This is a genomic window from Nocardia sp. NPDC051833, from assembly GCF_040681225.1.
GTDB lineage: Bacteria > Actinomycetota > Actinomycetes > Mycobacteriales > Mycobacteriaceae > Nocardia.
On record NZ_JBFAYK010000002.1, the window covers coordinates 447,786 to 462,476 of the forward strand.

Consider the following 14,691-nt stretch of genomic DNA (forward strand, 5'->3'; position numbering starts at 1 on the left):
TCACTTCCTCCGGATCACGATCTCGCCGTAGGCGCCGACGTGGGCCTGCTGCCCCGCGCCGATATGGGTGGTGGACAGCCCCTCCTCGACGACCGCCGGCCCGTCGAACCGGTCTCCCGCGCACAGGGTCGCGCGGTCGTAGACGTGGGCCTGCTGGGCCCCGACGCCGTCCGCGTCGAGGTCACCGAGGTAGCGCAGCGTGACGGTCCGCACGGGGGTGAGTGGACCGTTCTGCGCGCCGCGGGTGTCGATCCGCGCGTACTCGACCTTCGGGGTGTCCAGGATCGCGCGGACGCGGAAGGTGACGCCCTCCACCGGCATCGCCTCGAACCGGTTGCCCGAGCGCGCCTCGTAGGTGTCGTGGAAGGCCGACACCATGAGCTCGACCGCCCTGTCGTCGATGAGGCCGCCGGGGACGGGCACGAACGGTGTCTCCCAGCTCTGTCCGGCCAGGTGCGCGTCCATGCTGCGCAGCAGGGTCACCGAACCGTCGCCCGCCTGCGCCCGCAGCTGCTCCTCCATCTCGACGAACAACGCGTCGATGGCGGGCGCCGCGCCTGCGGTGAGCATCAGGTACGCGCTGCGATTGACGGTGAAGACCTGGTCGGCCGAGAGCAGGCCTACCGCCGAGAACAGGCCGGGGTTGGGCGGCACGATCACCTGCTTGCACTGCACCGTGTCCAGCACGGCGGGCAGCAGCATCGGGCCCGCCGCGCCGAAGGCGACCAGGCTGTAGTCGCGGGGGTCGACGCCGTTCTTGATGGCGACGTTGAACACGCCCTCGGCCATGTTGTTCACCGCCATCTCGTAGGCGTAGCGCACGCGATGGGCCAGGTCGAGCTCGGTGTCGAGGCCCTCGAAGGCCCGTCGGGACGCGGCGGCGTCGAGCTGGAGCTCACCGCCGGCGAAGTCCGTCGCGTCGAGGATGCCGATCATGAGACACGTGTCGGTCGTCGTCGGCGCGGTGCCGCCGCGGCCGTAGCAGGCCGGTCCCGGCTGGGCCCGCGCGCTGTCGGGTCCCACCTGGATCTCACCGGCGGGACCGATCGCGACGATGCTCCCGCCACCGGCACCGATGCTGGAGATGTCGTTGGCCAGGGCATTGACCACGAGGTCGTGCTCGAGCTCGAAGGTGGTGTCGACGAACGGCTCGCCGTCGCTGACCACGCTGATGTCGCACGAGGTGCCGCCGACATCGGCGCAGAGCAGGTCGTTCTCGCCGATCAGGGCGCCGAAGTGGGCGCTGGCCACGGTGCCCGCCGCGGGTCCGGAGAACACGATCCGGAACGGCTGTTCCATCGCGCGGGCCGCGGGGACGAGGGTGGCCGCGCAGTCGGCGAAGTTGAGCTGACCGGCGAAGCCGAGCTCGCCGAGTCCCTTCTCCAGGCCGGCGGTGTAGTCGGTGTAGATGATCTTCATCAGGGTGTCGACCACTGTGGTCGAGGCCCGCGCGTACTCCTTGGCCAGCGGCGAGACCTCACTCGAGATCGAACACGGCACGTCCCCGAGCACCTCGCGCACCAGCTCGCGCAGCCGCAGCTCGTGCACCGGCGTGACATAGGCGTTGATCAGGCAGATCGCCACGCCCGCGACCTCGCATCGGCGCAGCACCTCGAGTTCGGCCCTGGCCTGGTCCTCGTCGAGGGCGAACAGCACGCCACCGTCGGCGGTGATCCGCTCGCGGATGCCGCGGCGCAGGTAGCGCTGCACCAGGGGCCGGGACGCGTCGCCGAAGCTGCGCCGCCAGTGCGGGTCGAGGATGGCCTCGGCCGGGCGCCAGACGCGGCCCATGTCGAGGATGTCGCGGTGCCCCTCGGTGGTCAGGAACCCGATCTTGGGCAGCCGGCGGGTGATCACCGCGTTCAGGCCGTGGGTGCTGGCATGGTTGAACACGGCGGCATCGGCGACGCCGAGCACTTCGGCGCCGCGCAGCACCGGGCCCGCGACCTCGGCGTAGTCGGTGGAGATCTTGGCGGTGTGGATCCGGCCGTCGCGCCAGGCGACGACATCGGTGAACGTTCCGCCCACATCGACTGCGATCATGGTTGTCTCCTCAGGTGTTTCGCGCTCAGACGAGGTCGGCGAGCAGCTGGATGGGGCCGAGCCGACGCCAGGGTTCGCGCGCCACCGAGTGCAGGCAGCGCTGACACTTGACGACTCGCACCCAGCCCTGTTCCGCGACAACGGGATACGCGCGGAGCTCGGCGGCGCCGCACCGTGGACAGGTGCCGTCGCGGGGTTCGCGGATCACCTCGGGCGGTGTCGATGCGTCGGGCATAGCTGGTCCTCCTGCGGCTGAGATGTACGGCCGAATGCCGTGAGGACGACGCTAGGAGTGGAGAGACCCAGGTCACAATCCGCGTAGCGAAGGGGGGATATCCACGGACCGAAACTAGCCAAACTCGCCCAGATTTTATATTATATTCATGTTAATGTGACCCCCATCACGCTCGAGAGGAAGGTCGATCGTTGCCCGCAGCACCGGTGACGTGCGCGAACGCTTTCCGCACCGCCGACCCGGCCGCCGCCCACGCGCACGTCGCCAGCACGTTCGCCCATCACGAACTCCGCCTCGACGAGCGCACCGGGATCGACTTCGCGCTGGAGTCGGTCCGCACCGAACGCCTCACGGTCGGCCGGATGACCTACGGCACCACCGCGCGCCTGGACGGCCCACCGATGCAGACCTGCTATCACGTGAACCTGGTCGTCACCGGGAACAGCACGGTGCAGCAGCGCGGTGAGCGCCGGTCCTTCGGCGCGGGCCAGGCGGGCGTGGCCTTCGTCCACGACGCACCGCTGTCGATCCGCTGGAGCGCCGACGCCGAGCACTTCCACATCAACCTGCGGCGGGACCCCCTCGAACGCCACGCGGCACACCTGCTCGGCAGGCGCGATCCCGAACCGGTCCGCTTCGATCTCACCTTCCCGACCGACTCCCCCGCCGGCCACGCCCTGGTGGCCGCCACCCGGTTCGTCTACACCGAACTCGCCCGCGAAGGCGGCGTCTCGACGATGCCGCTGGCCTGCCGCGACCTCGAGTCGACCCTGATGACCCAGGTCCTGCTCACCGCGCCCAGTCAGCTCACCCCCGCGCTCACCGGATCCGCGCCCAATATCGGCTCGTCCCGGATCCGCGACGCCGTCGCCTACATCCACGCCCACCCCGACGCCGACATCTCCACCGCCGAACTCGCTGCCCGCGCCGGTGTCACCGCCCGCGCGCTGCAGCTCGGATTCCGGGACGCGGTCGGCATGTCGCCCAGCGCGTACGTCCGCGCGGTACGCCTGGACCGGGTACACGACGACCTGACCTCGGGTCGCGCGCTGTCGGTGAGCGACACCGCGATGCGCTGGGGCTTCTTCCACCTCGGCCGCTTCGCGCAGCAGTACCGCGAGCGGTTCGGCGAGTTGCCCTCGGAGACGACCGCGTTGCGGTAGCACCGCCGGTTCACCGGGTCGCCATCACCCGTTCGTTCCCCTAACGAGAATCACGGCGATTCGAACCATGGCCCCGTCGTGCCCTGACGCCGTATACCTGTACCCCGAACCGGAGATTCCGAATAGTTCAGGGGGACAACATTGTTCGTGCGCGAGGGTGCCGATACCGTCTCGCCGGCGACGCAACGGGCCGTGGTCGCCACCGCCTGCGGCGCCGTCACCGCCGCGCAGATGGCCACCACGATCTACCTTCCCGGGATGCCCGCGCTGGGCGCCGACATCGGCGCGAGCGAGGGCGTGCTGCAACTGTCGGTGGCCGTGTTCGTGGTGTTCGCGGCGCTGCCCGTCGTCGCGTGGGGCCGGGCGGCCGAACGCTACGGCCGGGTGCCCGCGTTCGTCGCGGCCGGGGTGCTTTTCGTGCTCGCCAGCGCGGCACTGGCGGTCATCAGCAACGCCCCGGAACTGCTGGGGCTGCGCGTGCTCCAGGCGATCGGCGCCGGCGGCATCGCGGTGGTCGGGCGGATGATGATCAAGGACCTGTTCACCGGCGCCGACCTCGCTCGTCAGCTCGCGCTGCTGTCGATGGCGTTCGTGGTCGCGCTCGGCGGTGGTCAGGTGATCGGCGGCATCGTCACCTCCACGGTCGGGTGGCGCTACGGATTCGTCGTCCTCGCGATCCTCGCGGCGATCCCGGTGGTATCCGCGCTGCGCATCGCACTGCCGAAACCGGCGGTGACCGCGACCGTACGCGGCGTGGCCCGGCGCCTGTTCGGTGACCGGACCTTCGTCGCCAGCGCGGTGGCCGGTGGCATCGGCTTCGCCGTGATCGTGATGATCCAGCAGAAGTCCGCCTTCATCTTCACCGATCGATTCGCGTTGCCGCCCTGGGTCTTCGGCCTGTTCGGCGTGCTCTACGGCGCCGCCTATCTCGGCGGCGCCACCTATGTGCGCCGAGCCGTGCGCGGGGTCGGCGCGCGCACCATGATGCGCCGCGGCGCCTGGATCATGCTGGCCGGGTGCGTGCTGGTCACCGTCGTCTGGGCGGTGGAGCTGCCGCGTGCCGTCGCGCTGCCGATCTTCCTGGCCGGCTACGTGACCACCACCTTCGGGCAGGCGACGCTGTTCCCCAACAGCGCCGCGCACGCCGTCAGTCACCTGGCCACCGGCGCGGCCATCGCCGTCTCCTGGTGCGCCCTGATCCAGCAGGGCCTGGCCGGAATCGCCTCGCTGGCCGGCCCCGCGCTCACCGGGCTGCTCGCCTGGTCGCTCGTGCTCACCGCGCTCGCCGCGGCCAATGTCGCGCTGGTCGCGACCCCCGACAACCGAACCTGAACACCCTCATCGACGCTCGACCGCCAACGAAGGACTACCGAATGGGTACCCACCAGTTCGCCAACATCCGTAGGCAGCTGCACCTGAGCAACACCTTCTGGGACGACAGCACGGCCAACGGACTGGTCGACATCGTCGCGACCGACATGCGCGACGGTCTGGTCAACGACCGCGACGGTCGCACGATCGTGAACTTCTCCTCGTACTCCTATCTCGGTCTGGACAGCGACCCGCGCATCGTCGCCGGCGCGCACCGCGGCCTCGACGAGACCGCGACCATCAACTCCTCCATCTCCCGGATGCGGATCCGGTTGTCGCTGCTGGAGGAGGCCGAACAGCGCCTGTCGCGCACCTTCGGCGCCCAGGCGGTGACCGTATCGTCGTGTGCCGCGGCGGCCTGGGCCACCCTGCCGCTGCTGGCCTCGGGCGAACTCACCGACGGCCGTCCACCGCTGGTGGTGTTCGACAAGAACGCCCACTTCTGCCTCAACGCCATGAAACCGCTGGTGGCCGACGAGACCGAGCTGGTGACCATCGAGCACAACGACATCGCGGCCCTGGAAGAGCTGTGCCGCACCCATGCCACGGTCGCCTATGTCGCCGACGGCGTCTACAGCACCGGCGGCGGTGCGCCGCTGCGGGAACTGCACCGCCTGCAGGACCGGTACGGCCTGTTCCTGTATTTCGATGAGGCGCACGGCATCTCGACCATCGGGCCGGGCGGGCGCGGGTACGTCCTCGGCGCGCACGAGGGCTGGCGCGAGCGCACGCTCGTGATCGCCTCGCTCAACAAGGGTTTCGGCGCCAGCGGCGGCGTCATCTTCCACGGCGCCGAGGGCGATCATTCCCGCACGCCGACGCTGCTGCGCACCAGCGGGCCGCTGATGTGGTCGCAGCGGGTGAACACCGCCGGGCTCGGCGCCATCGTGGCCGCCTGCGATCTGCACGACGACGGCACCGTCGACACCCTCCAGCGCGCGCTGCGCGAGCGGGTGCGTCTGTTCGACTCCCTGGTCGACACCGAACTCGCCGGCGACGGGCTGCCCATCCGGTTCGTCTCCATCGGCAGCGAGGACGTCACCGTGGCCGTCGCCAGGGACATGCTCGAGGCCGGTTTCTACACCTCCCCCGTGTTCTTCCCGATCATCCGGCGCGGCAGCGCGGGCCTGCGCCTGATGCTGCGGGCCGATCTCGCGCCCGAGACGATCCACCGCTTCGCCGACATCTTGAGCGCGAGCCTGGCCGAGCATCAGCAGCGGGCGGAGCAGCCCGCATGACCGTCACCGTGGAGAACACCCTCGGCTTCGAGGGTCAGCGCACGCTGCTGCGCGAGCACACCGCCGAGATCGTCGCGCCCCGCCGACGTCCGGGCGACGCCAAACTGCCGGTGCGCGAACGGGTCAACCGCGTCCTCGACCCCGGCACGCCGTTCCTGGAGATCGGCCGCCTGGCCGCGCACGAGGTGTACGACACCGACCTGCCCGCCGCCGCGCTGATCGTCGGGATCGGCACCATCCACGGCCGCCCGTGCATGATCTTCGCCAACGACCCGCACGTCAAAGGCGGCACGTACTACCCGCTCACCATCAAGAAGCAGCTGCGCGGCCAGAAACTGGCCCGCGAGTACAAACTGCCGTGTGTCTACCTGGCCGACTCGGGCGGGATCTATCTGCCGCTGCAGGAGGAGATCTTCCCCGACGAGGAACACCTCGGGAAGATGTTCCGCAATATCGCGGAGATGTCGGCGCTGGGACTGCCGCAGATCTCGGCGGTGCTGGGTATCTGCACCGCGGGCGGCGCCTACATCCCCGCCATGAGCGACGAGACGGTGATGGTCAAGGACCTCAGCACCGTCTTCCTCGGCGGACCCCAGCTGGTCGAGGCCGCCACCGGCGTGGTCGTCGACGCCCAGACCCTCGGTGGCGCCGACCTGCACGTGCGCGAGACCGCGGTCGCCGACCATCTCGCGGTGAACGAGGTCGAGGCACTGGCGATGATCCGTGACATCGTCGCGCGCACCCCGGGTGACCGGGTGCATCCCCCGGCCTTCGAGGTACGCGAACCCCTCGACGACCCGGCGCGGCTGCCGGAACTGATTCCGGCCAGCACCAAGAAGGAGATGGACGTGCGCGCGATCCTGCGCTGCGTCGTCGATGCCGGATCCTGGGTCGAGTACCGCAAGGACTACGGCATCACCATGGTGTGCGCGACCGCGCGGATCGCCGGCTACGAGGTCGGCATCGTCGCCAACCAGGGCGTGATCTTCCCCGACAGCGCGCTCAAGGCCACCAACTTCATCCAGATCTGCCACCAGCGCCGCATCCCCCTGTTGTTCGTGCACAACGTGAGTGGGTTCATGGTCGGCGAGGAGTACGAGCGGGCGGGTATCGCCAAGCACGGCGCGAAGATGGTCAATGCCGTGTCCTGCGCGACGGTCCCGAAGATCTCACTGGTGATCGGCGGTAGTTTCGGCGCCGCCAATTTCGCGATGTCGGGCCGCTCGATGGGCGGCCAGTTCATGGCAATGTGGCCCAATGCCCGTTCCACCGGCGTCGGCGGCGAACAGGCCGCCGCGGTGATGGCGATCCTCAAACGCGACCGCCTGCGCCGCGAGGGCAAAGAACTCGGGGCGGCCGAGGAGGCCGCCATCAAGCAGCCGATCATCGACAGTTTCGAACGCCAGTCGCTGCCCACCTATATCGCCGCCCGCATGTGGATCGACGCGGTGGTGGAGCCGGAGGACACGCGATCGTGGCTGGCCCAGTGCCTCTCACTGGCGCACGAACGATGGGACCGGGCCGAGCCCGCGCCCGCGAACTTCGGGGTGTTCCGGCTGTGATCACCCGACTGCTCATCGCGAACCGGGGCGAGATCGCCGCCCGGATCGCACGCACCTGCGACCGTCTCGGCATCGAGTACGTGACGGTCGCCGTCGACGAGGACCGCGACCTGACCGGCCACGCCGGTGCGGTGACCACGGTCCCGCTGCCCACCGGCGGCTACCTCGACGCGGCGGCGTTGATCCGCGCGGCCACCGACACCGGCTGTGACGCCGTTCATCCCGGCTACGGGTTCCTCTCCGAGAACGCGGGATTCGCCCGCGCGGTGCGGGCGGTCGGGCTGGTGTTCGTCGGGCCGAGTTCGCGGGTGATCGAGACCATGGCCGACAAGGCCTCGGCCCGCCGCGTCATGGCGGCCGCAGGGGTGCCGGTCCTGCCGGGCACGGCCGAGGCGACCGAGGACATCGACGTGCTGGTCGACGCGGCCGCCGCCATCGGCTATCCGCTGATCGTCAAACCCGCGGGAGGCGGTGGCGGCAAAGGCATGTCGGTTCTGCGCTCGGCGGCCGGGCTGCCCGCGGCGCTGGCCTCGGCGGCGCGCACCGCGACCGCGGCCTTCGCCGACGGCCGCCTGCACCTGGAACGCTACGCCGAGCGGGCGCGCCACCTCGAGGTGCAGGTGTTCGGTGACGAATTCGGCAGCGCTGTCCATCTTTTCGACCGCGACTGCTCCTTGCAACGACGGCATCAGAAGGTGATCGAGGAAGCACCCGCGCCCGGGATTCCGGCGCAGGTGCGCGAGGCGATGCTCGCCGCCGCGGTGCAGGGCACGCGGGCGCTGCAGTACGTCGGCGCCGGCACCTTCGAGTTCCTGCTGGTCGGCGACGAGTTCTTCTTCATCGAGATGAACACCCGGCTGCAGGTGGAACACACCGTCACCGAGGAGATCACCGGCGTCGACCTGGTGGAGTGGCAACTGCGGGTCGCCGCGGGCGAACCGCTGCCCGCCGATCAGGCCGAGATCACGGCATCGGGCGCCGCGGTGCAGGTGCGGATGTACGCCGAGGACCCGTTCCGGTCGTTCCTGCCGTGCCCTGGCGAGCTCGAGGTCACCCACTGGCCGCCGGTGCGGGTGGAGCGGGCGTTCACGCGACGGCTGCGCGTCACCGGCGGGTTCGACCCGATGATCGCCAAGCTCGTCGCGACCGGCGCCACCAGGGCCGCGGCCCTGGCCGCCGCCCGAGACGCCGCCCTGGCGCTGCGCTGGACCGGCATCTCGACCAATCTCGGCTTCGCCGCACAGGTGCTCGACGCCCCGATCGTCGCGGCGGCCGACCACGACACGGCCTACCTGGACCGCATCGACCCCGTCACCGAGTTCGGCGACCCCGACGAGCTCGCCGCCCTCGCGGTGGCAGCGACACTCGCCGCGCCCGACCGGGCGACGCCGTGGTCGGCGGGCGCACCGGGCGGTGACCGCGTCTGGCTCGATCCCGCCGACGGCGACCTGGGCACCGTCGACCTCACCGTCGACGGCAGGCCGGTCACCGTGCGGGTCGGCGGCTACACCGGCGACGCGGTCCTGCTGCGCGCCGACGCCACCGCACCCGCCGTCCCCGCCGTGCACACCGGCGAGACGGTCACGGTGGACTCGGTGCCCGGCACCGTCCGGCGCCGCGGCGACGGATGGGAGTGCCAGATCTCCGGGGTCACCCGGGCGGTCCGGTTCGCCGAGTACCGCGCACTCGCCGGCGCCGACGCCGACCCCGAAATCCGTTCTCCCATGCCCGGAACGCTCGTCCGGCTGCATGTCGCATCGGGCGCGGCGGTCGAGCAGGGCCAGCTGCTCGGGGTGGTCGAGGCCATGAAACTCGAGCACGAACTCACGGCGACCCACGCCGGAATCGTCACGGTGACCGCCGCCGAAGGCGCGGTGGTCACGACGGATCAATCACTGTTTCTCATCGAGGAGAGGGGCGCCGCGCTGTGATGCGGACACGCCGACTTGCGACAGCTCTGATCGCGGCCACGGCCGTGCTGGTCTCCGCGTGCAGCGGAACCGACACCGCCGCACGCGAATCGGCCCAACCGACGAGCGGCGGCTCGGTGACCTGGGGGGTGGAAACCGAGCCGACCACGCTCAACCCGCACCTCAACGGCCAGAGCAACACCAAGATGCTGCTGCGCAACACCTACGAAACGCTGCTCGCGCGCACCGCCGACGGTGGCTTCGTGCCGTGGCTGGCCACCGGCCACGAGGTGTCTGCCGACGGACTCACCTACTCCTTCACCCTGCGCGATGGCGTGAAGTTCACCGACGGCACCCCGCTCACCGCGGCCGGGGTGGCCCGCAACTTCACCACCATGCAGGACGTCGCCTACTCCGGCGGGTTCTCCTCCGGCCCGCTGTCGAACCTCGCCGGCGTGACCGCCCGCGACGACCGCACGGTGGTCTTCACCCTGAAGAATCCGTACGCGCCGTTCCTGGACTTCGCCTCCGGCTTCGACATCATCTCCCCCGCCGCGTTCGACAAGCCACAGCTCAAGGCCGGTGGGCCCGAGATCGCGGGCACCGGTCCGTTCATCCTGGACCGCTACGTCAAGGGCCAGGAACTGCACTTCCGGAAGAACCCCGACTACAACTGGGCCCCGCAGAACGCCGCGCACCAGGGCCCGGCCTATCTCGACGAGCTCACCTACCGCTTCCTGCCCGAATCCTCGGTCCGCACCGGCGCGCTCACCTCCGGCCAGGTCGATCTCATCGAAGGCGTCTCGGGCAACGACGCGTCGCTGTTCCGGGACAATCCCGACTTCACCTATCGCACCGCGCTCAACAACGGCAGCCCGTACACGCTGTACTGGAACGCCACCTTCGGCGCGGCCACCGACGAGAAGGTGCGCAAGGCGCTCAACAACGCCGTCGACGTCGACGCGGTGCTGCAATCGATCTATCGCGGCCAGCGCACACGCGGCTGGGGCATCGCCTCCACCGTCGACACGCTGTTCTACGACAAGAGCATCGAGCGTGCCTACGGTGCCGACAAGAACGCCGCCAACCGCCTGCTCGACGAGGCGGGCTGGACGGCCAAGGACGCCGACGGGTTCCGGACCAAGGACGGTCAGCGCCTGACCATCGAACTGGTGCAGGCCCAGTCCACGGTCCGCGACCAGCGTGAGGTGTTGCTGCAGGCCGTGCAGGCACAGGCCAAGCAGAACGCGGGCATCGACCTGAAACTGTCCTATGTCGACCTGGGCACCTACGCGGAGCTGCGCAAGAACAACACCTTCGGCTCGATCGCCAACTCCGACACCCTGACCGGCGGCATCGACATCGAGAACCACTGGTACCCGCCCACCGCCAAGGGCACGCTGAACTACAGCCGCGCGGGTGACCCCGAGCTGTCCGGCTGGCTGCGGGCCGCCGCGGCCACGATCGACACCGCCGAGCGCGCGAAACAGTACGCCCAGCTGCAGCGCTTCGCGCTCGTCGACAAGGCCTACGGGCTGCCGCTGTACATCCCCGAGAACCAGATCGCGGCCGCGGCCCACGTGCACGGCGCGGGCTTCCGTCCGTACAAGCAGCTGCCCGAGAGCGCCTACGACATCTGGGTCGATCGTGGCTGACCCGGCGCCCGCACCCACCGCCGCGAGGTGGTGCCGGTGACGCTCGACGTCACCGCGCCCACCCCGGTGGCACCCGCGGCCGACTCCGCTCCCGGCGCTCGCGCCGGGGTGGCGGGACGGGTCGCGCTGCGGGTGCTTTCGGGCCTCGGCGTGCTGTGGGGCGCGGCCACCCTGTCCTTCCTCGGCGTGCGGCTCGCGCCGGGCGACACGGTCGACGTCCTGATCGGCGAGCAGCCGCGCACCCCGGAGGTGGAGGCCGCCATCCGCGCCGAATGGGGTCTCGACAGCCCCACCGTGGTCCAGTACGCGCGCTACCTGTGGAATGTGGCGCACGGCGATTTCGGGCGCTCCTATGTGCTGCAGCGGCCGGTGTCGGAGGTGATCGGCTCGCAGGCCGGGCCGACGCTGGCCCTCACCGGGGCGGCACTGCTCGTCGCGCTGGTGTTCGCCGTCGTCGTCGCGACCACCACGGCCCGGCGGCGGCGCGCCGCCGCGGTGGCGAACGCCGTGGAGCTGGCGTTGGTCTCGACACCGTCGTTCTGGCTCGGCATCGTGCTGCTGTCGGTGTTCAGCTTCCAGCTGAAGATCTTTCCGGTGGCGGCGAACAAAGGGCTGGCGGCGCTGGTCCTGCCCGCGCTCGCGCTCGGCCTGTCGCTGGGGGCGGTCATCTCCCAGGTGCTGCGCGACGGACTGGAGCGGGCTCTTGACGAACCGTTCGCGGTGACGGTGCGCTCTTGGTCGGTCAGCGAGACCGAGCTCCGGCTGCGGCACGGCCTGCGCCACGCCGCCCTGCCCGCGGTGACCCTGACCGGCTGGCTGGTCGGCGGACTGCTGGGCGGGGCGGTGATCATCGAGGAGGTCTTCGGCAGGCCGGGGCTGGGCCGGGTGACGGTGGACGCCGTACTCGCCCAGGACCTTCCGGTGGTGCTCGCCGTGGCCATCCTGTCGGCCTTCGTCTACGTGGTGATCAGCACGCTGGTCGATCTGCTGTACCTGGTGCTCGACCCGCGGCTGCGACGGGGCGGTGCGCGATGACCACGATCGCACTCCCGAGCGCACGACGTCTCACTCCCGCGCCCGGGGTCGCCGTCGCGGCGGTGACGGTGGGGCTCGTCGCCGTCGCGGTGCTGGCGCCCACCGTCCTGGCCGGCGCCGACCCGCTCGCCGCCGATCCGCTGTCGGCGCAGCTGCCGCCCAGCGGCTCCCACTGGTTCGGCACCGATCATCTGGGCCGCGACGTCTTCACCCGGGTGGTCCACGGCGCGCGCTACTCACTGCTCATCGGCGTCACCGCCGTGGCGATCGCGGTCGTGGCGGGCACGCTGCTCGGCCTGCTGTCCGGGCTGGCGCGGGGACCGCTCGACGAGCTGATCACCCGCTTCCTCGACGTGGTCTCCGCGTTCCCCGATCTGCTGCTCGCCCTGGTGCTGATCTCGTTCACCGGGCCCGGCACCACGAATCTGATCGTCGCCCTCGGCATCGCCTCGATCCCCCGGTTCGCCCGGGTCGTGCGCGCACAGACACTGGTCGTGCAGGAGTCCGGATATGTCGAACAGGCCCGCACCTTCGGGCTCACCCGGGCCACGCTGGTGTGGCGTCATGTGCTGCCGCACGCGGTGGCGCAGGTGCCGATCCTGGCGACCATCGGCCTCGGCACCGCGATTCTCGGCGCGGCGGGCCTGAGTTTCCTCGGCATGGGTCCGCAACCGCCGGAACCCGAATGGGGCGCCATGCTCGCCGAGGGCCGCAACTATCTGCGCAATGCCTGGTGGATCGCCGTGCTCCCGGGCGTGGCCGTCACCGCGACGGTGATCGCGGTGAGTTCGCTGGGACGGCACTGGCAACGGCACTACGACGGAAGGCCGCGGGCATGAGCCTGATCGACATCGCGAACCTGCGCATCGGATTTCCGGGGCAGGGCGAGGTGGTGCACGGCATCGATCTGCGGATCGCACCGGGCGAGGCCGTCGCCCTGGTGGGCGAATCCGGGTCGGGCAAGTCGGTGACGGCCCGCGCGCTGGTCGGCCTGTCCGGGCCGGGCGCGACGGTCCGGGCGGACCGGCTCGCGCTCTTCGGACAGGACGCGCGGCAACACCGAGACCGGCAGTGGCGCACGATCCGCGGCAGCGACATCGGTTTCGTGCTGCAGGACGCCCTCGTCTCGCTGGACCCGCTGTGCTCGATCGGCGGTCAGCTGGCCGAAGCGCAACGCGCCCTCACCGATCTGCGCGGGCGGGCACTCGCCGAGCGCAGCGTGCGGCTGCTCACCGAGGTCGGCGTGCCCGAACCCGAACTGCGCCTGCGCCAGTACCCGCACGAACTGTCCGGCGGCCTGCGGCAGCGGGTGCTGATCGCCACGGCGATCGCGGGCGACCCGCGCCTGATCATCGCCGACGAACCGACCACGGCACTCGATGTGACCGTGCAGCAGCAGATCCTGGACCTGCTCCGGCAGCGCAAGGCCGACGGCACCGCGCTGCTGCTGATCAGCCATGATCTCGCGGTGGTCGGCGAGGTGGCCGACCGGGTACTGGTCATGCGCGACGGCGAAGTCGTCGAGCAGGGCAGCACGATCGATGTCCTGACCCGTCCGGCACACCCGTATACGAGGAAACTGCTGGCCGCCGTGCCGTCGGCGGCCTCGCGCGGGTCGCGGTTGTCGGTACCCGCCGAACCCGCGCCGGACCACCCGGCCGCACCCGAGCGTCCGGCCCTGCCGCCACGCGTGGTCGACGAGACCCGGGTCGTGCTGTCGGTGCGCGCGCTGCGCAAGGCCTACGGCGCACGCACGGTGGTCGACGGTGTCGACTTCGACCTTTTCGCGGGCGAAACCCTCGGCATCGTCGGCGAATCCGGCTCAGGGAAGACCACGACCGCCCGGCTCGCGCTGCGGTTGGTCGCACCGTCGTCCGGGCGCGTCGAGGTCGACGGGAAACCGTGGAGCGACTACTCCGAGCGCGAGCTCCGCCCGTCGCGCGGCGCCGCGCAACTCATCGCGCAGGATCCGCTCAGCTCCTTCGATCCGCGCTACACCGTCGAGCGCGTCATCGGCGAGAGCCTGGACACCGTCGCCGTGCGCGGGGCGGCGCGCGCCCGCCGGGTGCGCGAGCTCCTCGACGCGGTCGGCCTCGGCCGCGACCTGCTCGAGCGTCATCCGCGCACGCTGTCCGGCGGGCAACGGCAGCGGGTCGCGATCGCGCGCGCCCTGGCACCCAGCCCGGCGCTGCTCGTCGCCGACGAACCGGTCTCGGCCCTCGACGTCTCCGTGCAGGCCCAGATCCTGGACCTGCTGGCCGATTTGCAGGCCGAGTTCGGTACCGCGCTGCTGCTCATCTCGCACGATCTCGGTGTGGTCCAGCACGTCGCGGACCGCGTGCTGGTGATGAAGGACGGGCGCGTCGTCGAGTCGGGTGCGGTCGACGACGTCCTGCGCGCACCGCGGCACGACTACACCCGCCGCCTGATCACCTCGGTTCCCCGGCTGCCGGAGTTCGCCGACCCGCACCGGGACTGA

11 protein-coding genes are annotated in these 14,691 nt (G+C 70.7%); 9 read left to right on the plus strand and 2 right to left on the minus strand.

Features of this window, described 5'->3' with window-relative positions; translation table 11 throughout:
- Entirely contained in the window at positions 1 to 2,043 is a 2,043-nt protein-coding gene (locus AB0L91_RS20090) for a hydantoinase/oxoprolinase family protein (protein ID WP_365011954.1), read from the minus strand.
- Between the two features lie 25 nt (positions 2,044 to 2,068).
- The gene (locus tag AB0L91_RS20095; RefSeq protein ID WP_357346885.1) at positions 2,069 to 2,278 is read right to left on the minus strand and encodes a hypothetical protein; all 210 of its coding nucleotides are present in this window, start codon (positions 2,276 to 2,278) and stop codon (positions 2,069 to 2,071) included.
- A gap of 191 nt (positions 2,279 to 2,469) precedes the next feature.
- Between AB0L91_RS20095 and AB0L91_RS20100 the strand changes: the two genes are divergently transcribed.
- From AB0L91_RS20100 to AB0L91_RS20140, 9 genes are all read left to right on the plus strand, one after another.
- The gene (locus AB0L91_RS20100; RefSeq protein ID WP_365011956.1) at positions 2,470 to 3,441 is read left to right on the plus strand and encodes an AraC family transcriptional regulator; all 972 of its coding nucleotides are present in this window, start codon (positions 2,470 to 2,472) and stop codon (positions 3,439 to 3,441) included.
- A 147-nt stretch (positions 3,442 to 3,588) separates the two neighbouring features.
- A complete protein-coding gene (locus tag AB0L91_RS20105) occupies positions 3,589 to 4,773 on the plus strand; it encodes an MFS transporter (protein ID WP_365011958.1) in 1,185 nt (394 codons plus the stop codon).
- 41 nt (positions 4,774 to 4,814) lie between these two features.
- Positions 4,815 to 6,050: an aminotransferase class I/II-fold pyridoxal phosphate-dependent enzyme gene (locus tag AB0L91_RS20110; RefSeq protein WP_365011960.1), complete on the plus strand. Its 1,236-nt coding sequence runs from the start codon at positions 4,815 to 4,817 to the stop codon at positions 6,048 to 6,050.
- Positions 6,047 to 7,612 carry a carboxyl transferase domain-containing protein gene (locus AB0L91_RS20115; protein ID WP_355272345.1) on the plus strand — a complete coding sequence of 522 codons (1,566 nt, stop codon included), beginning with the start codon at positions 6,047 to 6,049 and terminating at the stop codon, positions 7,610 to 7,612. The genes AB0L91_RS20110 and AB0L91_RS20115 overlap by 4 nt, the downstream gene beginning before the upstream one ends.
- On the plus strand, positions 7,609 to 9,543 hold the full coding sequence (locus tag AB0L91_RS20120) for a biotin carboxylase N-terminal domain-containing protein (RefSeq protein WP_365011962.1): 1,935 nt from the start codon (positions 7,609 to 7,611) through the stop codon (positions 9,541 to 9,543). The genes AB0L91_RS20115 and AB0L91_RS20120 overlap by 4 nt, the downstream gene beginning before the upstream one ends.
- A 116-nt stretch (positions 9,544 to 9,659) precedes the next feature.
- Entirely contained in the window at positions 9,660 to 11,177 is a 1,518-nt protein-coding gene (locus AB0L91_RS20125; protein ID WP_357346879.1) for an ABC transporter substrate-binding protein, read from the plus strand.
- A 36-nt stretch (positions 11,178 to 11,213) separates the two neighbouring features.
- Complete coding sequence (locus AB0L91_RS20130; RefSeq protein WP_357346878.1) at positions 11,214 to 12,212, plus strand: ABC transporter permease; 999 nt, start codon at positions 11,214 to 11,216, stop codon at positions 12,210 to 12,212.
- The gene (locus tag AB0L91_RS20135; protein WP_365011964.1) at positions 12,209 to 13,051 is read left to right on the plus strand and encodes an ABC transporter permease; all 843 of its coding nucleotides are present in this window, start codon (positions 12,209 to 12,211) and stop codon (positions 13,049 to 13,051) included. The genes AB0L91_RS20130 and AB0L91_RS20135 overlap by 4 nt, the downstream gene beginning before the upstream one ends.
- Complete coding sequence (locus AB0L91_RS20140) at positions 13,048 to 14,691, plus strand: ABC transporter ATP-binding protein (protein WP_365011966.1); 1,644 nt, start codon at positions 13,048 to 13,050, stop codon at positions 14,689 to 14,691. The genes AB0L91_RS20135 and AB0L91_RS20140 overlap by 4 nt, the downstream gene beginning before the upstream one ends.

Excerpts from the sequence above, each read along its gene's own strand:
- AB0L91_RS20095 (WP_357346885.1), bottom strand. The coding sequence starts at position 2,278 with ATGCCCGACGCATCGACACCGCCCGAGGTGATCCGCGAACCCCGCGAC.
- AB0L91_RS20140 (WP_365011966.1), top strand. The coding sequence starts at position 13,048 with ATGAGCCTGATCGACATCGCGAACCTGCGCATCGGATTTCCGGGGCAG.
- AB0L91_RS20115 (WP_355272345.1), top strand. The coding sequence starts at position 6,047 with ATGACCGTCACCGTGGAGAACACCCTCGGCTTCGAGGGTCAGCGCACG.
- AB0L91_RS20090 (WP_365011954.1), bottom strand. The coding sequence starts at position 2,043 with ATGATCGCAGTCGATGTGGGCGGAACGTTCACCGATGTCGTCGCCTGG.
- AB0L91_RS20110 (WP_365011960.1), top strand. The coding sequence starts at position 4,815 with ATGGGTACCCACCAGTTCGCCAACATCCGTAGGCAGCTGCACCTGAGC.
- AB0L91_RS20135 (WP_365011964.1), top strand. The coding sequence starts at position 12,209 with ATGACCACGATCGCACTCCCGAGCGCACGACGTCTCACTCCCGCGCCC.